Below are 20,374 nucleotides of genomic sequence, written 5' to 3'. Positions count from 1 at the left end.
CACTGGAAAAGAGGCAAGTCCATCACATCAATGGCCAATGGTATCTCAATAACCACCAAACTGTATCGAGATTAAGGTGATGAGCGAAATTCTGACCTTCGGTTTGATGGTAGGCCAACCGGCATTGCGTAACCTGTGCCTCGCGGGTTCACCTAGAACGCTGTTAGCAATGTCCGCTCCTCGCTCATAACCGTCATACAAATTTTACGATGGCTTAACTCTCTGCTTGAATGTGAACAGCTCAGTCTGAGCACCTTAGCCACCCAAAACCACTGAGCAGGCTCAGGCCAGATTTTGGGCTTTGAGATAAGAGTGTCACCCGGGGTGAAGAGTGGTGAAGAGTCACGGTCTAACTGATCACCGATTAAGCTATTGAAATTTATTACACAAATAGCAAAGGTGAATAGGGTGAACACTTTTCTACAAAATCATTTTTCTATGCTATGTGTTCAACGTTCTGCTTAGAAGAATGATCTCACCCAAATTGCTTGTGTGTAGGAAGGATTTTTGTTTGTTAAATTTACAATAAAAACATATGATTAAGTTGTTTTCATCACTCCTGTGCTAGGTAAAGCTATGTCGTTGATTTTTAAGTATAGAAAGCTATATGACTCTGCAACTATGGAGTTGGATAAATACACGCTAGATATATTGATGAATAATCGAATATTTTTTTCAAAGGCAGAAAATTTTAATGATCCGTATGACTTTTTACCCACAATTAATTTAGCTCCTGAGGCAATCGAACGATATTGCAATGAAGTATTACCGCTTGAAGTTGGAGAAGGTTTTAAGAAGGCTATAGCTTCAACTTCTGAGCAAGAAATTGAAAAGTTGTTTATTGAAAAATTTCGAGATAATTTCGCAGTATTCTGTGCTACGAGAGATCATAAAAATTTTTTAATGTGGTCTCATTACGGTGATAATCATAAAGGAATATGTATCGCATTAAAAACATATAAAAATATCGAAAATAATGACGTGTTGCATGTGGAAACAGACCAGTTTAAAAAAGTCAGGGCCAGGAGTAATGAGACATACTTTCCATTGTTTCCGGTACGGTATAGTAATGTGCGACCACCACAATTCGATTTTGTAGAAAATGTTATTGATAAAAAAGTGCCTGGTTTCACATTGACCAAGTCAAAAGTTTGGGAGTATGAGGATGAAGTTCGTGCAGTTATGTTGATCTCTAATACAGATACCCAATTGGTAAAATTAAAGAAAAACCAAATTGCTGAAGTATTTATCGGTAGTCAAGTACCGAAAGAAATAAAAAATAAGTTAATTGAAAAGCTTGAAGGTAAAGGCATAATTATTAACGAAATGAGGTTATCTCCAACTACTTATGATTTAAGAACGATCGAGATAATAACAAAGTTAGATTGTGAAGGTATTTTGAAACTAATTGAGTATGGGACCGAAGACACCTAACAAAAAATTTAAGAGTGATTCAGCACTCTTGGCATTTTTGTTTTGGGTTGGTTTCAGTGTTTACTGTAATCAAATTGAGTTTCGTGGTTGCGTGCTTCACACCTTAATTGGGCGTTAATGTCCGCTTTTCGCTCAGAGCGGACGGTCTGATTCTTTTGTATACTGTCTGCGGAAACTGTCAGTTCGAGTCCGAGCTAATACACTTAAAGACTATCTCTCAATCTATCGACCTGGAGTTCCCACGGCAGCCCAATCGATTCGCTATTGGGCCTGTGGAACTTCGTACATCACCTCAAGCTTAGTGAGATCGATCACGACAAGATAGTCATAGCCTGTGTTGGCATGCTGGTGATGGTTGAATCGTGTCTGCACTGGTGCCCGAAAGCAATGGATTTTTTGGCTGCTCACAGACGAACGAAGATTTGCCGACAGCCCTATAGCGATTGCTCGCAATCCACAGCAGGGTTTCAGTACATGGTAAGATGGAGAGACTCTAATCGATTTCTTATCCAGGTGAGGCAGAAAATACAAATTAATGACCACATTGACGTAATGCGGATCTTATTGCAAGACCGAAACGCTTCATTTCAGATATATCAGAAATTATCTTATTTCTAAGTCCACGAGATATTTCTAGCTGAACTCCTTGTTTCGAAGATCCACGATTGCAGATATTGTCCTTATCTAAACCTTGAAGCGAACGGTCAGCTTGCCGTTCTGCAAAATATCCGCCTTTAATGAGAGACTCAATTACTACCTGGCAGAGATCACTTGCTAAACCACCAACATTGACGAATAACCCTTCACCAGACTGTCCATGGAAAGTTATAATAAAGCGGGCGGATTCAGCTATAGCTAAACCTTGTGGTTCATCAAATCGCGAACTAGTAATGTGAAGATCAGAATTATTACTTAGTTTAGCTCCTTCGAATAGATAGTAGGTAAGATCATCTCCAGCAATATATCTACAAATTTCTGATGTGCCAGGTTCAATTTTTCCAGCGTGAGGAGCAATCAAAGCTATCGATGAACCATTTTGTCGAAGCTCAATTCGATACGCCCCTCTGGACTCTGATGATGAAAGTTGTTGAAAATTCATATACTTGTCTGCCACGATATAGCGTCTCCTAGATAAATGCCATTGCCACGGTCTAAGCTCCTGAATGACCATGAAACTACCTGAACTTTACACCCACTACTAGCAAAATGAAAAAAAGCGCAAAGAAAAACCACTCACAATTAAAATATACACATCATCGTTAAAAATAGATATATTACGCATCAAATCAGACCTTACTCTTCAAATACTGGTGGAAGTACTGCATGTTTAGTATAAAGAAGCACCGGAAAGTGAGAAATAATAAACTCACAGTCGGAATATCCTTGACTTCTTAATCCTTTTTTTATGAAAGGATAATTCTTGTAAAGTATTGAATTATATGCGGGTTTTAATACATTTATCAATGCAGCCTCAAATTCATTAGTATGCTCTGCATTAATCTTATCTAGATCATAAATACGTTCAAAATTAGAAAGGTCATGATAAATTGGTTTTTTTAGGTTAGAGGAAAAAAAACCATTTGAATCAAAAATACTAGCTACTTCAAGCGATTCAACAGATAAGAGCATTAGTGATATTTCAAATGGTGCATGAGGTAGTAAAGCGTCTAAAGGTCTCTGTAGTGTCATTATTTTTTGAAGTTTCTCATGACCTGTTAGCCTTTGCCATATTTCTTGCTCGAAAGACTGACCAATATAATGGACTTCATAATCTATATATTTGTGGAGTTCCCCATTAATTCTGGCAATTATTTTTTTATTAAAATAAAAATAAAGAAAACGTTGCGGACTAAGATAAAAAACCGTACCTCCTTTATTATCAAGGAGTTCAATCGCAGCAATGTCTTCATTTTTCTTCAGTAACATATCATTATTTTCGAAATAATGAGGTCGAAGCATCACATCATCATCTACCAAGCAATCTTCGATGTTAAAAAGAACAAAGCATTTTAATGGTTCATTATTCGAGTTATCGTAGATTTCAAAGTACACCTCAGAATCATTTTTATCATTATTCTCTACTATAGCAACGTTTCTTATTTTTAATAGTGGTCGCTGTGCAATAATATATAATGAACTTGGCTCGATAATTCTTTGAAAAGATTCATCCTTCCTTATGAATTCAAATTCATAAGCACTAATTATAGGATGCGATAGTCGTGCATGTAACGACGCTTTTTGTAAGAACCCTTCTTTTTTCATTATATATCCTTTAGATACGGCGTTAAAATATCTGCTTCAATCTCAGGCACCGACAAACATTTATTTTTCTTGAAACAGTACAGATAAAATACTTGATTCTTCTGGGCTGTCTAGTTGTTGCAATTTTAAAAGCGGTGAAATCCCCATTATTACGCACAAAAAATACAATCATATCTATGAAACTCAATAAATGATAAGACTAATTATAACGCTTTGTAATGGAGTAAATTCGCTAACGCCAGTGAAACCTGCCCTCCCGCGCTCCGTGAACCTATTCTAACCATTAGCGGCTCCAAGTTTAAGGAAATTTTTCACAACTACTAATTAAGGGCCTTCCCACATTTTGGAGCTTCATCTAAGGCTCTATGATGGGCTCACTTGTGAATCCTTTAACGTCGAACTTATCGCCATCAAACAGCTGAAAAATATCAAGTTCTTGCGGCTTATCAACAACTCTATTCAAAGTAAAATCCAACAGTTTTGATCTGTTCTGTAAGAACACATCACTACTTTTAGAAGCTATCAGCTTTCTTTGGACAAACTTCAGGTGTGGTAAAGATTCCTCATTGCTCTCTCTGGCTTCGCTTACCTTTCAGGAAAACGGCAGTAACCAGTAAGCGCATACCCTGAATCACTTCAAAGTGTAATTCTCAGGGTGCGAATGATTATACTTCGCTCATGAGGGATAACCATACTCAGACCTCCTGCAATGTGGGAGGTCTGAGTATGAACAAGGCTCCATGGAACAAAGGTCGTATCATCGGCCAAAAAAGACCACTTCAGATATCTTATCTCTGGAACACGGGTTACTTCATGTCTCTGCCCTCAGTAAATGATAAAAGCGCGCCGGATCAAATCTGCTCCACGTGAGTGCGTTAATCCCGTAGCCGTGACGTTTTAACTCCATTAAGATGGCGGATACACTTTCTGTATGAAGGAGCCGCCAGTGATTGGCTCACAATGGAATAAATGGGATTTACACATCCACAGTCCTCTGACGTGGCTGGCAAACAACTATCCTCCCGACGATATTGAAAATTATGTTCGCACGCTGGGGGAGCATCAACTTTCCCTCATCGCCGTAACGAACTACTTTTATTTCCGACAGAACGAACTGGAAATCATCCGGGAAGAGGTTGCCCGGCAGGGGCTGGAGATAACGGTACTAGCCAACGTGGAGTTTCGTCTCGATCAGCAGAACCGGGATGACCAGTTTATTAACATCCATATTCTTTTTTCTGAAAAGCTATCAACCGAGCGCATCAATGAAGCCCTTTCCCGCCTTCCGATCAGGCTGACGGACGGCGGGGGGAAGAATGTCTATTGCTGTGAGAAAAGCGTTGGCGACAGCGGACACGCTGTCGATACCATCACGGTTGCACTGGCAGAGCTGACTTCTCATCTTAATTCCGCGCTGCGTCCATTCCAGGATTTTCTGATTGCCGTGTGCCCCAACGGCTACGGCGGATATCGTCCGGGGTCCACCGGACGGTCCGCAGCCGCCGCGACTGAGATTGACCGCCAAGGACAGATAATTTTCGGTGGTGCCGCCGATCGTGCATTTTATCTGCGAAGCGACCGTTATCCCGGTGCCACAATCAAACCCGTTTTTCTATGTTCGGACGCGCACAGCGTGGCACAGATTGGTGGGCGTTATACGTGGGTAAAGGCGATGCCTACCTTTGAGGGGCTCCGGCAGGCTCTGCTTGAACCCGAGTCGCGGCTGAGGATAGGTGATGACTGGCTGGCTACCCGCACACCCAAGGCCCACTTCAGTAAGATCGAGGTGGAAGGGACAATATTTGATGGGCAAGAGATCCGTTTCCGGCAACTGGCAATCCCCCTGAGCCAGGACATGGTCGCTATTATCGGAGGCCGGGGAACCGGAAAAAGTCTGCTCCTAGATGCGCTTCGTTCCCGGTTTGCCGGAGCCGCCGCTAGGGGAAGTGAGCAACGTGCGGTGAATGTGCAGAATCTCTGCGTTGAACTGGACAAGGCTAACGGGGAAAAGGTGCGCTTTGATGCACATTCAGAAGGGTATGAATACCTCCATGTATCGCAGGGCGAAATCAAAAAACTCTGCCAAGAGCCCGGTCTTATCAGCGATGAGATTAAAAAAATGCTGCGACTGTCTCCTCATCATGAGGCTGGCAGTACGGGCATTCAGTTGAACGAAAACCTCAGTGCCTGGCGCGCATGGCGTGAGTTTCTTACTTTTAAAAATGAGCGTGATGAGTCAATCAATACACGAGCATTTCAGGAAGCATTGGCGAGAACGGCCCGTGAAAAAATTGATGTCCTGACCAGCACCCGTAACAGGGAGCTGATCGCGCAGTTTCGTGACAACAGCGGCCAGCAGGCTACCTTGGCACAGGCCAGAAAACACACCACCGGGCTGCAAACAGCAATTGAGACTGCCGCCCGGGATCTGATTACAAAGATTGACGCCGTCAATGCTGCCGTCGATGACGGCACAGTTATCCCGTACCCTGATCTGTCATTGCTGGCCGCCGCTGTCGGGGCAAAGCAGGCTAGCATTGACGAGCATACTGCCCGGCTTGCCGAGGATAATCACCGTATTATTGCGTCGTTTCAGGAGCAGGGGCTGGGTCAAGATATCCCGGGATTGCTGGAGAAGGTGCAGGAATATCAGTTGCAGGCGGATCGGGCTGAGGAACACCTAGGGACTATCGACGCCCGGGAGACACAATATCAGCAGGAGTTACTCCAGCGAGGCGAACTGGCTACCGCGTTTATTGACACGCTGCTGGCAAGGCAGGCGGTTATCGATGCTGCCTATGCCTCGCTGGCTACCAGACAGCACCTGACCCACGATCAACAAGCGCTAATCCAGGATATTCTGACGGACATTCGTATTTATGGCCGGCCTCATTTTGATGTGGCGGCGTTTTACAATGGCATGCTGGATCATATGAACCGCGGCCGGTTCAGGGCTTCTACTGAACAGACGTCTGTTGAACGGCTGCGCGATGTGTTCCGGGTACAAACCATTGCAGATTTACATGCACTGCTCTCTAATACTCCCGTAATTGCACTACCGGAATGCCCCGACAGGAAACTATCCATTGAAGAATTTCTGTGGCGCAGTGAGTATTTTAATAGTCAGGGGCCGTATGCTCTCCTGAACTTCCTCTTTAGTCCGGAACATATCCAGCAATACCTGAGCGTCAGGGCGGAGTTTGAATACAAGGGAAAAACCGTCGAGAAACTGTCTGCCGGTCAGCGCGGAACCTTTTATGTCTGCCTCAAACTGGCTACGGATGCGTTTGGCTCACCTTTTGTCTTTGACCAGCCGGAGGATGATCTGGATAACGATTTCATCATGCACAATCTGGTGCCGTTATTTCGGAAAATCAAACAGTATCGTCAGGTCATCATAGTGACTCATAATGCTAACCTGGTGGTGAACTGTGATGCAGAACAGGTGATCATTGCCACAAACGATGAAGAGGTGATCAGTTACCGGGCCGGGGCACTGGAGTACGGCGATCATGACGCACCAAACAGCATGCGCAGGGCAATCTGCGATGTGCTTGAAGGGGGGCGCCACGCATTTGAGGCCCGGGAGCAGAAATACGGTATGCTCTGGCTCAATCCCTAGATAGGAAGATTATCCCGGGTCTCTGAAGGGCATTTTACAATGGCCTGCAGAGATCCGACTTCGCATGAAGCACGCGTCGCTGTGAAATCATAGTATTGTGATATCAGCCATTATCTACGCTAGCTGCATTTCGGTGTTACCGGCCTAAAGTCCTCTCCACTTCAGAATGTCAATTTCGTTATTGATGATAAGATCTTGGTATGGGCGACAAAAAAATTTGATCATCTCTATACCTGTAAGTGTACAATGCTTAAAAAATGATAGGGGTGAGTATGGATATCTGGGATTTTAATAAGCTATTTATTTTTATTCTTTTTGTTGTGCCAGGTTTGTTAGTATTAAGGTTTATGAGGCGCTTCATCCATCTGTTAAAAAAGACTCATCTAAAATAATTATCGATGCTGTAGCCTATAGCTGCATTAATTACGCGCTTTGGTTTTTGCCAGTCTATTTTTCTGAAAAGAATGACTTGTTTAATTATTCTCCTTTTTTATACTATTCATTGTACCTTTTTGTTTTTTTAATATCCCCTTTACTACTGCCAGTGACTCTGCATAAATTGAAGCTGTCACAGTTTTTTAGAAAAAGATTACCACATCCAGTGGGTAGGCCGTGGGATTTTTTCTTTAGCAATGCACCTGCCTGCTGGGTGATTATTACCCTTAAAGATGGAAAAAGAATCGGGGGACTATACTCTGGGAATGCATTCGCCTCAAGTAGTCCGGAGCCAGAGCAAATTTTTTTGAGTGAAAGTTGGCACGTTAATGAAGATGGGGGATTCGAACGACGTAAAGAGCGGACCTTAGGAGTACTAGTTCTGACCACAGATATTCTTACGATAGAGTTTTACTCTATTTAATTTAAACACAGCAAAAGGTGACATAAATTGACTGATATTAAAAAAACAAATAATGAGCAGCTAAACACAGATGGCTATCAACCGATGATGGAAGGCTACCAACCTAGAATTTCTGGTGAACACCTTGCCATCAATGGCTATCAACCACAAAATCACGGTAGTGCAGGTTTTTTTAACTCACCGATAACTATGCAGCAGCAATCAAGCCTTCCAGAACCAGAGAAACATGGCTACCAACCCCCGTCACAGACCCGTCCGGTAGCACCTCCCCCTCAAAAACCATAATCTAAATTATAGCGTGGGTGCCCACGCTATAATATTCCCTCTAGTTTTTTAACCTATCCAGCACCATTTAGAACATTAGTTCTACGCTGTGGCGTACCTGTAGCTATTAGCCCAAAAATGTACGCCCTGATCTCTGAAGGCTGCTACAACCTGCTACATGTAGCAGGTTGTAGCAGGGTCCTGAGGCATATTATCTTATTTTTTGCTGGGGGATGTGAGGGTTATACTACTGAGTTGGTAGGGGGAGCAGCCCCTACCAGAAGATCCATTAGCAAGTAAATCTTCCTAATCGTAAGCAATGGCTTGTGCCAAAGTTACGGTAACCGCTGTAGGTATCTTTGGTCCTGGTTTTCGCCAGATACGCCAGTCGAATCAGGAAATCCCAGTAGACTGGGCTACGATCCAAGGCGTCGAATCGGCTAAACCTATAAACAGCATTGGGAGGAAATTCAGCTAATGTTGCGTAATCTTCGTGGGCAAGCCCTACAGCACTGCACCAGGCTTTCTGTATCCGGGTAGACATGTTATCACCATTGCGGTCTTTGTAATTGCCAAGATACCTGTAGACATCTCCGTTGAACAACAACATCAGGTGATAATGGGGATGTTCGCTTGTATCGCGTTCCCTGCACCATCCATAAGATGGCAATGTCGGATCTCCCGGTCTTCTGGACCGGTTGTGATCCGCCCGTAGTTGGCTTTTCAGTGACTCTGTGAAGCGGGTGATTGCCTGCATATCATCTCGCTGGAAGCACAGCGGTAAGTCAGGCTCTCCAGTTACATGAGACTGTGCGAATCTCAGGTCAGTACGAACAGCCATTATTCGCTTATGCTTTTCCAGCGCATCGTAGACCATGTTCAGTAATTCGTTGAGTATATAGCTATCAATGGGTGAATCATACAGTCTGGAAGATTCCGTCGTAAGTATGACGATTTCTTCATTGGTAAGTGAATAATGTGATTCCATAATAATCCTTAAGTTTGTAAATAATAATCTTTGGATAATGGGTAGCCCTCACGCTACCCATGTGATGTTGGATATAACCCCTGACGGGAGTTAGTATTATTAAGTAATAATTAGGCATGGAACCTTAGCTAAGATATATTACATATACCACTTTAAAATCATGAATTGCCCTCCTTAATAATTTAAACCCAGGTCGCAGAGTTACAGGGCTTTGAAATAAATCAATATTATCTAGAAAGACTTCAGCTACTCTGAAGTTATTCGTTTCTTGGTAGTTTATTAAAGCCAATAGATCCAGATGAAATTAACGGTATGTTTAATGCTTTAGCTAAATCACCATATTTCACTTCTGAACCAGTGAATTTCACATAGTCAATGCCATCCTCTTTAAATAACTGCACCTTTTCATCTTTTTCAAGTTCCTTTAAAACGGGTATCAGGCGCTCTATGCTTCTAAGAGAGCTTGGACCATCTCTACGAATAGTGTGCCTCCTGAAATCGTAAGATTTATTACTGATAACATGTTCCTCAAGCCAAAATAGCAACTTTTCTTTCTCACTAGGTTTTCTGGTAGAATCTACTTTTAAAATTAAATGGGTAATACACCATTCACTTATTTTAGCTGCTGACAGAAAAGTATCCCTAGTAATTATTGGTGAGTCGGGTGTAATAAACATTTGCATTACTGCTGCGATTCGCGTAGCTTGCTCCATAATTCTGGAACCAAAATCATCATAGTGATGCAACTCACCTCCTGGTTGCATAAGTTCCCTGATTCGCTTATTTTGTGTTTCCCATAGCGCTTTTGCCTCTTCAGATAAAGTAATACAGATACGTTCTTCATTGTTTTCTCTACGCTGTATGCCGTCTTGCAAATGCTTAACAAGAATAGAGAAAAAGCCATCAAGCCCTGGCTCATCAGACCATGAACATATATCAGGGATATCGCATGGTTTAGGTATTTGCTCCAGATTAATTAGTAATAAACGGGCTAAGAACCCTGAGTTTCTTAATTTGTTTCCTTGCTTTCCTAGAAAATCGTTAAATATTGCAGGTTGCAGTAACAGCAATATGGTCAGGCGGACATCATCAACATCATAGCTGTCACGAGATGCTCTGCTGTCTGAAATTCTCCCTTCTCCCCAAAGAGAGTTGAGAACTGATATATCGCGAAAAAGGCTACTGTCAAACACACCTCCGGCTTCATCAGAACAGAGCATCAATGACGGAGATCCCAGAGCTAATGTCTTTTTAAGTCCCTCACTTGTTGAATCATTTTTAGTAAGATACTTTCTAACCGGTGCTATCGGTCCACTTTTCTGACATTCCTCCAGTGCTTCGCGTGTTTCAGCTACATCAACCTTCTGGCGAACAGCTTTGCTAAATTGCTTTTTAAGTTCTTTTAATTCCGTATCCCAAGATACTTTTTTCAGTTCATAAAGTTTTTCCTTTTCCAGAAAGATATTCTTCAGTTCTTTTTCCATTTGATGGATTATTTCCATCAGTGCTTTGAATACCGTTGACTTCCTGCTACCTGATCGTGCTAATAAAAGGAGGTAAAGTGATGTAAATGTTCTCCCATTTTTAAGCTGAACATCAAATTTATCCTGGCAGGAAAATGCCATTACCCCAATTGATACTATTAAAATTAGCTCAGCGGGAGCTCCTGTTTTGTAATGTATGTAACTTATCAATCGCTGTGCAAAAGTGGGAAGCGTCTGGAAGTTTAGTACTAATTCTTTATTTTGCGTTGAACTGTTTTTTTTAGACATACATCCGATCTAACTCCTCTTTAGAATTAATTAATAAGACTACGATGTAACAACCACTCATCAATTTCTGATTCAAGCCATCCAACTGATTGTGTTCCAAGCTTTCTTTTCTTTGGGAACGTTGGATCATAGCGTGGCGATCTCGGGTTCAACCAGTCATAGATCGTGGCTCGTGAGATACCAGTTTTATGGATAACAGCAGGTAAGCGGAGTATCCTGACTGCTGATGAAGTGTTCATACTAGTTTGCCTCTTGTTAGCTCAGTTTGGTTCCAGCAAAGAATAGCTGCAAGGATTCTTCGAAAAAATACGGCTAGCAAAGGTTTATTTTTAACAGGTTTAACTTGTTGATATTGTGGGGCTAAATGTTTTCTATTAAAGTTTTTAGTGAAGAAATTAGTCGAAAACGCAGTGCTCTCTCCAGTGAGATGAAAGACTGTGAATGGAGCAAGCATGCCCAAATTCTGGATGAAAAACATACAGGTATGCAGGCTGAGTTGACTATGATGAAAGAGCGGGTCTGGAACTCCAAGAAGTTTGGTCCCGGAATATTATTGTATTCATCATCTTATTTGAAGGAGCATAGCTACAGTGACTCTCATAAGGACTTTCCATCAAATGAGAAAAGCATCGAGTTAGCTAAGCTTATTGAACGTTATTGGAGTACATTGGAGGCTGAACTTCTGAGAGATAATGTTGCTGTCATTATTCCTGAATATATCTCTATGGATGAGCTTTTTAAATTTCACCTTAGGTATGCACAGAAGTGCTATAAATGGGGTGAATTAGTTATATCAGACAATGAGGATGTTGCATTTGAAGCATTTAAAAAAGCATCTGAGTTATTTGATAAAAGCATGGGGATGGTTTGGTATAAGATCTCTGTAGATAAACAAACTAAACTTTTATCTACCAGGAATAGATCAGGAAGAAACGGTGGAATAAAAAAATCTGAAATGTATCGACCTATTCAGGAAAAACTGGTGGAACTTATCAATGATTTGGCTCCTGAAGAAGGATGGAGAAGTAAAGCTGCAGCGGTGAATGTTCTCATTGAACCTTTGTGGCTATTTATAGAGGAGTCAAAATTGAATGTTAATAAGCAGGATAAAAAATACCGAATGCCAACTACCAGTCAGGAAGCCTTAGCCGATACTATTTTGAAATCATGGTCTACAAATGTTGAAAGTGTGAGGCAGGCTTTCGAGGACACTGTAAGCAGAAAAAAAAGAACTAGTCAGTTGTAGTAATCTTTTATGTGAATTTGGATAATAAGAATAAGCGCTCCCTATGAAGCGCTTATTCGTGTATTAGCCGACAAGCCTTATACCTCGAATGCCATCTCCAATCATATTTCCGTGATCAGCAGCCATAACGAAATCAGCCCACCATTGCATCATTGGACGACGCTGCTCCAGGTAATCGCTGCGGTTATAAGCGCGACGAACTTCATTCTTGTCTACATGGGCAAGTGCTGCCTCAATGACATCAGGCGGAAAGCCTTGTTCATTAAGGGCTGTACTGGCGATAGATCGCAGGCCGTGTGAAACGAGCACCCCACCAAAACCTGCGCGTTTTAGCGATGCGTTTACGGTCTGACTGTTCATCGGCTGGTTTGGCTTGATGCGGCTGGGAAAGATAAATTCTCGATTTCCACTTAACGGCTTCATCATCTCCAGTATCGCAATTGCTTCATCTGACAATGGAACAGTATGGTCGCGGTTCATTTTCATGCGTGCTGCAGGGATCTTCCACTCTCGCGCTTCTATGTCTACCTCTTCCCAGAGAGCTTTAGCCGCTTCGGCAGGGCGCGTAATAGTAAGAAGTTGCCACATGAACAGGCAGCGTGTGGAAAGGCTAATGCTGGCTGTTCGCATTGTCTGCATCAGTTGAGGTAGCTGATCCGGTTGAATGCTGGGCATGTTCTTTTTCTGAGGCTTCTCGAAGGCTTTACCGATATTAACGCTGGGAACAGCATCAATCAGCCCTGTGTTTTGGGCATAGATCATGACCTCATTAATGCGTTGGCACAGGCGACGAACGGTTTCCAGTGCTCCTCTGGCCTGAACTGGTTGGACGGCCTGAACCAGTGTGTGAGCTTTAATATCTGTAACGCTAACGTCGCCAATTGCAGGAAAGACATCTCTTTCAAGAGAGCGCCATATATCGTCGGCATAGTCCTCTGTCACGCTGGCTTTCTTCACATCCCACCATCGTTCAGCCACGAGTTGGAAAGTATTGGTTTTAGCTTCAAGCGAACTACGAAGTTGTTCTTGCTGATGTTCCTGTGGATCGATTTGTTTCGCCAGGAGAGAGCGTGACTCTGCCCGGTAGTTTCTGGCATCGGCAAGCGTAACTGACGGGTAGGGGCCTATGCTCTTCTTCGCACGTTTCTTGGTGACAGGGCGAATGTAGCGAAACTGCCAGATTTTACTCCCGCTGGATTTGATAAGTAGCTCAAGGCCATCGCCATCATAGAGAACGTAGTCCGCTTCCTTGGGTTTAGCAGATTCGATTTCTTTAACGGATAGAGGTTTGGTTTGTCTTGCCATTGCTGGGTTTCCATAGTTTTAGGCACCTCAAAAACAATAAAGCTTTATGAGGTGCCTAACAAGGTGCCTAAAAGGTTCGGATTTAATTAGTTGGCATCAGACTTCGCGGGACAAATTCAGGGCACAAAAAAGCCCGCAGGGCTTGCGCCGTGCGGGCTCTTAGGACTTCATCGGATGACTCTGGTAATCACCGATGGAGAATTTTGGTGGAGCTGGCGGGAGTTGAACCCGTGTCTGAATAATACCTAACCTATTGAATATTAATGCTTTGTCTTTTTTGAAAGGCCTCAAGTGCATTTTACGTGCATATCGTGGTCCCTCTAACGTCCTGATTCCGTCCAACATTTTGAAATATTCACCACGCTACAGAGCTGCAGAAATGGCGGTTTTTCCGTCGTATTCAGCCAGGTATTTACCGTAATTACGGAACAGCATTTCCGGCCCTTTATGCCCCATCTGCCCGGCAAGCCAGAAAAGGTTTACGCCCTGGCTAATGTGTCTAGTGGCGAATGTGTGGCGGGTCTGGTACGGGTTACGGTATCGAACGCCAGCTTTTTTTAGGGTTGGCACCCATGCTTTTTTTCGTATTGCGTCGGCGTTCGCCCAGGGCTCACCCGTTTTAGGATCGCTGAAAATAAACTCGCTTTTCATGAAAGTGAATTGTTTCTGCGCCTGCAGCGCGGTCAGTGCCTCGCTGTTTAATTCTACTTTACGGGTACCGGCTTTTGTTTTGGTACCTTTCAGAACGCCAACAACGCTTGCCGCCTGAACGTGAGCTGTTTTAGCGATATGGTCGAGATCAGGCCAGCGCAGAGCACACAACTCAGAACTGCGTAAACCTGTATTGAATGCGAAACGGAACAGGTTTTCCCATTCCGGATATCTGCAGCTTTGGTAAATAGCGCTGATTTCCGCTGGTGTGAACGGATCAACTTCGTAATCGTCACTATTCGGGCTACTGTCGATCACGTGGTATCGACTCGCGCTAACTAGGGTTACCGGGTTGATTGTCAGCAGGCCGTCTGTCACCGCTTCATCTATGGCACTGCGCAGAAACGAGAGGTTATTCCTGATCGTTTTCAGCTTTGTTTTTCTGCTGGCGATCCAGTTTTTGAGGACCGCAGGGGTCAGTTCCGATACATGCATTTTGTGCAGCGCAGATAGCGCAGACAGGCACTTTTCATAACCGCCAATGGTGGACGGCGATAGATTGCGGTTCTGGCAGATTTTCAGATACTCGTCCAGGTAGGACTTAATATTTTTGGTTTTCTTCACTACCCCGAACAGCTCCAGTTTTTTGGAGGTGGGGAAGTATTTCGCATAATCGAATGTGCCGCCGGCGATCTGGTTCTGTATCTCCCCCAGCAGGCGCTCGGCATACTTCACGCCGCGCGCGTTTGCTTCCATTCTGGAAAGGGGCTCCCGGCAGAGAACCCCTTTGTAGGTGAATGTGATCACCAGAGTATCGCCAGTTTTATGCTGACGAATGGTTACTCCTCTTGGGAGAGATAATGATCCTTGTTCTTTCTTGCCCACTTTGAAACCTCCGTTAAGTCTATCCAGCGTTCTTTAACGCCATCGACTTTTAATACATGGACACCCTCTTTCCATAACCCCCTTTGTATCCGTTTGTTAACGGCTTCAACCGTTTCCCCCGCGTCCCTGCAGTACGTAGAAAGGGGTACACAGTCAAGACTCATGGCTGACCTCCCGCCCGAAAGCTTGGGCATTTTCCAGTTCATTAGCTGCATAAATCAGGGCATTGTGATGAGCACGAAAACCACCATCGAGTTCGCGAGCAGCTCTGTCGCGCAAGATGTCGATCGCTGCCTGATAGTCGTTCTGGCAATCGGCGGACTTTTCCGCCGAACTGGCTGGCAGTTCCCCCAGCACCATCAACATGTTTTCCGGGTCGATGGGAATGGTGGCGAGCCCCAACTCTTTGGCCTCCGTTGCCAGACGGGTCCAACGATTAATAATTTCTAAAACTGGCTTATTCATTGAGCGCCTCGCTACCTCACCAAAAATTTATATTCAATCATCGCGCCGATAACGGTGGCCGCCAGCAGCAAGGAAACAATGATGCTGAAAATGAATAGCTTCATCATTTCACCCCGTCAGGTTTGCAGGACTGAAGGGCCTCAACATCTTTTACGTAGCGGTCGTGCATCGCGTCCCATTTCTCACACCATTTCTCCATTTCTCGCTTACGCGTCAGGATGCGACGCAGACGGCGAACACAACGCTCGTGGGCGGCCAGATATTCAGCCTTTGTTTCCCCGTCTCGCCATACCTCCATGTCATCGCGATCAATACGTACCCGCGGGTGACGCTGTGGAAAACCTGAACGTTCAAAAGCCTCGGTGGTCATGAAGAAAGCCAGATAGCGGATCGCCGTATCTCGCGTGAAGCATTTTTTGATACGACCGTGGCGTACTGCCACGAACAGTGGGCCAACTGGCGTATCGTGTTTCTGTAATGCCAGGTCAATCATGCTTACGGTGCGTTTATCGTTCATTTCCGGTCCTTAACTTTGCTGTATCGTTCGTGACTCATTACTTCCCAGTTCTTTCCTCCATCGCGGGAGAGTAGCCGCCAGCGGTGATTAACCTTGAGGCTCAAATTACCGGAGCCGTGCATACGGCATGGGTGAATGCGCCTTGCCCTGAACTGGCTTAACACGTGGGCTGCTTTGAGGTGAACCCACTCAGGAATTCGTATCGCTGTCAGTGCCACCAGCTACCTCCTCAATTCTTAGCTCCATTTCGCGTGCCATTTCGATAAACGTGGCCAGTGAGCAAATGTGCTCGTCGTCGAACAGCCGGCGGTCGCATATCACCCTCCCGTTCTCGATGTGCAGGACTACCCGACCGGTAAAATCAGGGAGAACATGCAGATCCACGTTCAACACGGGGCGGGAAATCTCCACACCCTGATAAAGCATTGTTAGTTGGTTAGCCATTGCCGATCTCCGCATTAACTGGTTTCTGCTTTTTGACGAACTCCACCAACTCAGAAATAAGCTCGTCTATTAATTCCTTCCCGCTATCCGTAAGAAACTCACCACTGCCATTAACATCGACAGCGCTGCTGTAAATTCCCTTAATAGCTTTTACGCCTTCGACATTCCCGTACTCACTAATCGCGAGTCTTTCGAATTTTCGTAATAATCCATCAAGAAGAATCTCTGTTAACTCGACTGTGTTAATGCCGCCTTTGTTGAGCTTAATAACAAGGCAGCTACTGCCTGTTTTACGCTGGTGGCGCAATAACGCTGCCTTTAAAATTCTGCGTCGATAAGTATTAATTAAATTATTCACGGCGCTTTTCCTCTGCTTCACACCAGAACAATAAATTAGCCGAAGCGGTTAGAGCCATTCCTAGCAAGGAGTCCTTTTGCTTTTTGTTCAATTCTTTATTGCTGGTGACTATTTCCAGAATGGTATTAAGATTTTCTGCTTCTAAAAGAATTTCATCTATCCCGGCCGTTTTTGAGTTCCACATGTTCTATCTCCCATATGCTTTCTTTAAGTAAAGCCGGGCAATGATCTCGTAACCACAGGCGGCATAAAGACAAGCTGTTCTGTATGCTGATTTATCAATGATGAAAGTCATACGAATCTCCTCACAGCTAAAGAAGCGACTACTCGACCGTGAATTAAGATATCTTTCTGTTCATCAGCGTTGAGAGTGAAAGTTTCGTAATGATGGTTGTCAGAAATAATTTTCAATGCACCTCCTGCTAAAGGCTCTATTCTCTTAATGAATAGGCAAGGGCGACCGAAAGCATCCATCGTATAAACATAAATGCCAGGGGTAAGCGCACGGCCACCGCAATCAACGAAAGCCACTACCTCACAGGGTTCGATGGTTGGCTGCATTGAGTCACCTTCCATCCTGCAGCTCTGAACGCGGTTGCCAAAGTCATTAATGTTGTCAGAGCCGAACAGCATTTGAGGCGTTTTAATTGGCTGATTAATTGCGACGGCATTAGTCATTTTCTTTTCCTTAGGGTAAGGTTGCTCCCACCAATAAAGGTGTTTATTAATTCAATGTTTATTTAAAGTTTATAGGTATCGAAGTCAGCGATGCTCTCGTTTAATTTCTCTAATGTCTCAACGACCAAAGTAATTAGAGCGTGCTCTCTTTCTTCTTCAATGCTCGTCATTTTCTCCAAAAGAATCCATAAAGCACATGAGCAGCAACGCACATCATGCGACCAGTCTAAAATTGTTCTGCTGGTTTCTTCTTTATTCAAAGTAACGGTTTTATTATCCATTATTTATTCTCCGGCCAGTCATAACCCAATTCGTGGTTTATCGTGGAGAGATTTTTTTTAAGTTGATTGATGCAAATTTTAATCAATGCCGCGGGTTTGTAAGCAACCTCTGGATCTGATTCTGCGTATTCAAGAGCATTAATGACACGGTCAATATCCATAGCTAACTGATGGATAGTGCCGTTTTCTGATTTAAGCGTTTCTATATTCATATCATGGCTCCGTTATTTGCCGTTGAATGAATACTACAAAACGTACATGAATGTGTCTATACGCAATGTACATTATTTTTGTGATTTTGTACGAAGTGTATGAATGTTAAGAGAAAATAAGTTACAGCTTGTACGTAAATTTTTAGTGGGCAAAAAAAAAGACCGCATAGTTGCGGCCTTTAATAGCGTGGTATGTTTAATCAAAAGTATCTTCTGGCCATTGGGCTTTAACTACCCTGCCAATTATCCTGCAGTTCTCGTTACAAGGAATGCTTTGATATCGAGGGTTTGGGTTTAGCGGCTCTAGCCATGGCTGGCCGTCTTCTCGAACGAAACGCTTAAAAGTAACCTCTGAATCATTATGTATACCGGCCACACAAAAATCTCCAGGTTCAACATCCTCAGATGGATCAACCAAAATCAGCATGCCTTCAGGGAAACTTGGTCTCGTTCCTGGTGGGGCGGTCATGGAATGCCCGCTTACCTCAAGCCAAAAGGAGTCCGGTCCGGCTTTTCTGGTTGTAGGGACCCATTGCAATGCATCGCGTTCAGTAAAAGTTCCGACGTCAGCAAATTGACCAGCCTGCACTGTAGTGAAAAGTGGGTATTCATACTGTTGCTTTACAGGCGGTAAGGTTAGGTCCTCTGAAACAGTAAAGGTCCCATCTGGGTTTATTGAAGCTCCTGATATTCCGAGAATTTGGAATATTGCGCCAACTTCTGCCAGCGAAGGACTTCTCCGACCATTAAGCCAATGCCCCATAGCCCCCTGAGTTACGCCCATCTTCTCAGAGAGTTCTGCTTGGGTCATACCAAGCGCCGCTAGTCTGGTTTTAGCCAGTTCGTTCCAGTGTTTTTTCATGACCTAAATAATACACCTTGTGTAGTTTTCCTCAATGCACAATATGTACAATTTGTTTGCTTGTGTAAACTACATAATGTACATTTGATTCTCCTGTGAGGAGGAACCATGAACAACCTAAGAAAATTAAGAAAATCGCTTCATCTCACCCAGCGGGGATTGGCTGAGGAAATTGGTCAAACGATTAGTTCTATTGGCCATTACGAATCCGGAAGGCGCTCTCCTGATATTAAAACATGCCACCAGCTGGTAGAGGCATTAAGCAAAAATGGAACAAAATTGTCTATCGAGGATATTTTCCCTCCTACCTCAGGAGCGGGACATGTTACCGATTAGCGTGGAGGCAAGATGAGCAGCAAAATTCTCGGAAACGTCTGGGACGCATGCGCCGCGCATGACATCAAGGGGGCTAAGTTGGTGATTATGGCTCGCCTGGCTGACTACTCGAATGATGATGGTGTCAGCTATCCAAGTGTTGAGACCATTTGCCGCCAATTGGGGCTGGGGGAAAGCACGGTCAGAACCGCTATTGCAGAACTTGAGTCTGCCGGTTGGCTGCGTCGTGAATCCCGCCGTAAAGGTAATCGCAACACGTCAAACCTTTATTACCTGAATGCCGATCGCCTCGAAGCTCTGGCGCGCGTTGAGAGGGACAAGGTCGCAGCGCTGAAACAGCAACGCAGAGCTAACGCTTTTCACCCTTCAGAATCTGACCCTTCAAAATCTGAACCGTCAAATTATGGATGTTCAAACGCTTTTCACCCGTCAGAATCTGACAAAAATGGTGTTTTCACCCGTCAGAATCTGACCCCAGATCCGCAAGTAAATTCAAAACATGATCCACAAGTAAATTCAAAACAAGAATCACAAGATATTGGCGCACGTGGGAAAGCCCCTTCTGAAAACCGCTCTTCCAAAGAGAACTATTCCAACGAGTTCGAGCAGGCATGGCAGGCATATCCAAAACGTGCTGGTGGTAACTCCAAGGCCGCTGCCTGGAAAGCCTGGAAAGCTCGAATCAAAGACGGTGTTACCACTGAGGCAATGCTGGCTGGCGTAAGCCGTTATGCCGGGTATGTCCGCGCCACAGGTAGCGAGGGGACTCAGTTCGTCAAACAAGCAGCAACGTTCTTCGGTCCTGATCGGCACTTCGAAGAGGTATGGCAGCCTCCCGCAGGCAAAAGCAACGTACGAACCGGAATGCTCCCTGTATCAGGGTTCAGTGAACAAGATTACGGCCAGTCAGACTGCAACTGGTAAGCAGGAGAA

At 44.1% G+C, this 20,374-nt stretch carries 25 protein-coding genes; 7 read left to right on the top strand and 18 right to left on the bottom strand.

All coding sequences use genetic code 11. The features are described 5' to 3' along the window. Positions 1-576 precede the first annotated feature (576 nt). A complete protein-coding gene (locus tag HV242_RS17890; RefSeq protein ID WP_181616847.1) occupies positions 577-1,434 on the top strand; it encodes a DUF2971 domain-containing protein in 858 nt (285 codons plus the stop codon). A 532-nt stretch (positions 1,435-1,966) separates the two neighbouring features. Here the strand turns inward: HV242_RS17890 and HV242_RS17885 are convergent. Continuing rightward, a complete protein-coding gene (locus tag HV242_RS17885) occupies positions 1,967-2,605 on the bottom strand; it encodes a poly-gamma-glutamate hydrolase family protein (protein WP_201796831.1) in 639 nt (212 codons plus the stop codon). Positions 2,606-2,727: 122 nt separating this feature from the next. Further along, the gene (locus tag HV242_RS17880; RefSeq protein ID WP_181616846.1) at positions 2,728-3,696 is read right to left on the bottom strand and encodes a hypothetical protein; all 969 of its coding nucleotides are present in this window, start codon (positions 3,694-3,696) and stop codon (positions 2,728-2,730) included. A 946-nt stretch (positions 3,697-4,642) separates the two neighbouring features. On the opposite strand from HV242_RS17880, the gene HV242_RS17875 reads away from it, so the two are divergent. From HV242_RS17875 to HV242_RS17870, 3 genes are all read left to right on the top strand, one after another. Further along, the gene (locus HV242_RS17875) at positions 4,643-7,318 is read left to right on the top strand and encodes a TrlF family AAA-like ATPase (RefSeq protein WP_071701240.1); all 2,676 of its coding nucleotides are present in this window, start codon (positions 4,643-4,645) and stop codon (positions 7,316-7,318) included. Between the two features lie 298 nt (positions 7,319-7,616). Further along, positions 7,617-8,177: a DUF6338 family protein gene (locus HV242_RS24555; protein WP_220131404.1), complete on the top strand. Its 561-nt coding sequence runs from the start codon at positions 7,617-7,619 to the stop codon at positions 8,175-8,177. Positions 8,178-8,204: 27 nt separating this feature from the next. After that, positions 8,205-8,462, top strand: coding sequence for a hypothetical protein (locus tag HV242_RS17870; protein ID WP_181616845.1), 258 nt, complete (start codon positions 8,205-8,207; stop codon positions 8,460-8,462). A gap of 268 nt (positions 8,463-8,730) precedes the next feature. Here the strand turns inward: HV242_RS17870 and HV242_RS17865 are convergent, their stop codons facing one another. The 3 genes from HV242_RS17865 to HV242_RS17855 form a co-directional block, all read right to left on the bottom strand. Beyond that, complete coding sequence (locus tag HV242_RS17865) at positions 8,731-9,429, bottom strand: inovirus Gp2 family protein (RefSeq protein WP_181616844.1); 699 nt, start codon at positions 9,427-9,429, stop codon at positions 8,731-8,733. A gap of 257 nt (positions 9,430-9,686) precedes the next feature. Then, complete coding sequence (locus tag HV242_RS17860) at positions 9,687-11,201, bottom strand: YfjI family protein (RefSeq protein WP_181616843.1); 1,515 nt, start codon at positions 11,199-11,201, stop codon at positions 9,687-9,689. 26 nt (positions 11,202-11,227) lie between these two features. After that, on the bottom strand, positions 11,228-11,440 hold the full coding sequence (locus tag HV242_RS17855) for an AlpA family transcriptional regulator (RefSeq protein WP_013365117.1): 213 nt from the start codon (positions 11,438-11,440) through the stop codon (positions 11,228-11,230). Between the two features lie 125 nt (positions 11,441-11,565). Between HV242_RS17855 and HV242_RS17850 the strand changes: the two genes are divergently transcribed. Then, the gene (locus HV242_RS17850) at positions 11,566-12,447 is read left to right on the top strand and encodes a hypothetical protein (RefSeq protein ID WP_181616842.1); all 882 of its coding nucleotides are present in this window, start codon (positions 11,566-11,568) and stop codon (positions 12,445-12,447) included. Positions 12,448-12,510: 63 nt separating this feature from the next. Here the strand turns inward: HV242_RS17850 and HV242_RS17845 are convergent, their stop codons facing one another. The 13 genes from HV242_RS17845 to HV242_RS17795 all read right to left on the bottom strand — a co-directional run bounded on the left by HV242_RS17845 (position 12,511) and on the right by HV242_RS17795 (position 19,105). Further along, positions 12,511-13,752, bottom strand: a complete 1,242-nt coding sequence (locus tag HV242_RS17845) for an integrase (RefSeq protein WP_181616841.1) — start codon at positions 13,750-13,752, stop codon at positions 12,511-12,513. Between the two features lie 363 nt (positions 13,753-14,115). Further along, positions 14,116-15,288, bottom strand: a complete 1,173-nt coding sequence (locus tag HV242_RS17840; protein ID WP_181616840.1) for a site-specific integrase — start codon at positions 15,286-15,288, stop codon at positions 14,116-14,118. Further along, on the bottom strand, positions 15,243-15,452 hold the full coding sequence (locus HV242_RS24340) for a hypothetical protein (RefSeq protein WP_000050710.1): 210 nt from the start codon (positions 15,450-15,452) through the stop codon (positions 15,243-15,245). The genes HV242_RS17840 and HV242_RS24340 overlap by 46 nt, the downstream gene beginning before the upstream one ends. Further along, positions 15,442-15,753, bottom strand: coding sequence for a hypothetical protein (locus HV242_RS17835; protein WP_181616839.1), 312 nt, complete (start codon positions 15,751-15,753; stop codon positions 15,442-15,444). The genes HV242_RS24340 and HV242_RS17835 overlap by 11 nt, the downstream gene beginning before the upstream one ends. A gap of 103 nt (positions 15,754-15,856) precedes the next feature. After that, the gene (locus HV242_RS17830) at positions 15,857-16,270 is read right to left on the bottom strand and encodes a hypothetical protein (RefSeq protein WP_181616838.1); all 414 of its coding nucleotides are present in this window, start codon (positions 16,268-16,270) and stop codon (positions 15,857-15,859) included. Beyond that, positions 16,267-16,434, bottom strand: a complete 168-nt coding sequence (locus tag HV242_RS24550) for a ParE family toxin-like protein (protein ID WP_458309220.1) — start codon at positions 16,432-16,434, stop codon at positions 16,267-16,269. The genes HV242_RS17830 and HV242_RS24550 overlap by 4 nt, the downstream gene beginning before the upstream one ends. A 25-nt stretch (positions 16,435-16,459) precedes the next feature. Then, the gene (locus tag HV242_RS17825) at positions 16,460-16,714 is read right to left on the bottom strand and encodes a hypothetical protein (protein ID WP_181616837.1); all 255 of its coding nucleotides are present in this window, start codon (positions 16,712-16,714) and stop codon (positions 16,460-16,462) included. Continuing rightward, a complete protein-coding gene (locus HV242_RS17820) occupies positions 16,707-17,072 on the bottom strand; it encodes a hypothetical protein (protein ID WP_181616836.1) in 366 nt (121 codons plus the stop codon). Before HV242_RS17820 ends, HV242_RS17825 begins: the two co-directional genes overlap by 8 nt. Then, entirely contained in the window at positions 17,065-17,256 is a 192-nt protein-coding gene (locus HV242_RS17815; RefSeq protein ID WP_181616835.1) for a hypothetical protein, read from the bottom strand. Before HV242_RS17815 ends, HV242_RS17820 begins: the two co-directional genes overlap by 8 nt. 107 nt (positions 17,257-17,363) lie before the next feature. Continuing rightward, positions 17,364-17,750: a S24 family peptidase gene (locus HV242_RS17810; RefSeq protein WP_181616834.1), complete on the bottom strand. Its 387-nt coding sequence runs from the start codon at positions 17,748-17,750 to the stop codon at positions 17,364-17,366. Between the two features lie 62 nt (positions 17,751-17,812). Then, complete coding sequence (locus HV242_RS17805; protein ID WP_181616833.1) at positions 17,813-18,031, bottom strand: hypothetical protein; 219 nt, start codon at positions 18,029-18,031, stop codon at positions 17,813-17,815. Next, entirely contained in the window at positions 18,031-18,243 is a 213-nt protein-coding gene (locus HV242_RS17800) for a hypothetical protein (RefSeq protein ID WP_181616832.1), read from the bottom strand. Before HV242_RS17800 ends, HV242_RS17805 begins: the two co-directional genes overlap by 1 nt. A 196-nt stretch (positions 18,244-18,439) precedes the next feature. Beyond that, positions 18,440-19,105 (bottom strand): LexA family protein, encoded by a 666-nt coding sequence (locus tag HV242_RS17795; RefSeq protein ID WP_044257027.1) that lies wholly within the window; start codon positions 19,103-19,105, stop codon positions 18,440-18,442. A gap of 108 nt (positions 19,106-19,213) precedes the next feature. On the opposite strand from HV242_RS17795, the gene HV242_RS17790 reads away from it, so the two are divergent. Both HV242_RS17790 and HV242_RS17785 read left to right on the top strand, forming a co-directional pair. Continuing rightward, positions 19,214-19,441 carry a helix-turn-helix transcriptional regulator gene (locus HV242_RS17790; protein ID WP_181616831.1) on the top strand — a complete coding sequence of 76 codons (228 nt, stop codon included), beginning with the start codon at positions 19,214-19,216 and terminating at the stop codon, positions 19,439-19,441. A 12-nt stretch (positions 19,442-19,453) separates the two neighbouring features. Next, entirely contained in the window at positions 19,454-20,365 is a 912-nt protein-coding gene (locus HV242_RS17785) for a helix-turn-helix domain-containing protein (RefSeq protein WP_181616830.1), read from the top strand. Positions 20,366-20,374: the final 9 nt, after the last annotated feature.

The organism is Enterobacter sp. RHBSTW-00593, from assembly GCF_013784105.1.
Lineage (GTDB): Bacteria > Pseudomonadota > Gammaproteobacteria > Enterobacterales > Enterobacteriaceae > Enterobacter > Enterobacter ludwigii.
Note: the sequence above shows the minus strand (reverse complement) of the source record. Positions and strands in the feature narration are given on the sequence as shown.

Coding starts and splice junctions, on each gene's coding strand:
- HV242_RS17890 (WP_181616847.1), top strand. CDS start 577: ATGTCGTTGATTTTTAAGTATAGAAAGCTATATGACTCTGCAACTATG.
- HV242_RS17885 (WP_201796831.1), bottom strand. CDS start 2,605: ATGGTCATTCAGGAGCTTAGACCGTGGCAATGGCATTTATCTAGGAGA.
- HV242_RS17880 (WP_181616846.1), bottom strand. CDS start 3,696: ATGAAAAAAGAAGGGTTCTTACAAAAAGCGTCGTTACATGCACGACTA.
- HV242_RS17865 (WP_181616844.1), bottom strand. CDS start 9,429: ATGGAATCACATTATTCACTTACCAATGAAGAAATCGTCATACTTACG.
- HV242_RS17860 (WP_181616843.1), bottom strand. CDS start 11,201: ATGTCTAAAAAAAACAGTTCAACGCAAAATAAAGAATTAGTACTAAAC.
- HV242_RS17855 (WP_013365117.1), bottom strand. CDS start 11,440: ATGAACACTTCATCAGCAGTCAGGATACTCCGCTTACCTGCTGTTATC.
- HV242_RS17850 (WP_181616842.1), top strand. CDS start 11,566: ATGTTTTCTATTAAAGTTTTTAGTGAAGAAATTAGTCGAAAACGCAGT.
- HV242_RS17845 (WP_181616841.1), bottom strand. CDS start 13,752: ATGGCAAGACAAACCAAACCTCTATCCGTTAAAGAAATCGAATCTGCT.
- HV242_RS24340 (WP_000050710.1), bottom strand. CDS start 15,452: ATGAGTCTTGACTGTGTACCCCTTTCTACGTACTGCAGGGACGCGGGG.
- HV242_RS17835 (WP_181616839.1), bottom strand. CDS start 15,753: ATGAATAAGCCAGTTTTAGAAATTATTAATCGTTGGACCCGTCTGGCA.
- HV242_RS17830 (WP_181616838.1), bottom strand. CDS start 16,270: ATGAACGATAAACGCACCGTAAGCATGATTGACCTGGCATTACAGAAA.
- HV242_RS17825 (WP_181616837.1), bottom strand. CDS start 16,714: ATGGCTAACCAACTAACAATGCTTTATCAGGGTGTGGAGATTTCCCGC.
- HV242_RS17815 (WP_181616835.1), bottom strand. CDS start 17,256: ATGTGGAACTCAAAAACGGCCGGGATAGATGAAATTCTTTTAGAAGCA.
- HV242_RS17810 (WP_181616834.1), bottom strand. CDS start 17,750: ATGACTAATGCCGTCGCAATTAATCAGCCAATTAAAACGCCTCAAATG.
- HV242_RS17805 (WP_181616833.1), bottom strand. CDS start 18,031: ATGGATAATAAAACCGTTACTTTGAATAAAGAAGAAACCAGCAGAACA.
- HV242_RS17800 (WP_181616832.1), bottom strand. CDS start 18,243: ATGAATATAGAAACGCTTAAATCAGAAAACGGCACTATCCATCAGTTA.
- HV242_RS17795 (WP_044257027.1), bottom strand. CDS start 19,105: ATGAAAAAACACTGGAACGAACTGGCTAAAACCAGACTAGCGGCGCTT.
- HV242_RS17790 (WP_181616831.1), top strand. CDS start 19,214: ATGAACAACCTAAGAAAATTAAGAAAATCGCTTCATCTCACCCAGCGG.
- HV242_RS17785 (WP_181616830.1), top strand. CDS start 19,454: ATGAGCAGCAAAATTCTCGGAAACGTCTGGGACGCATGCGCCGCGCAT.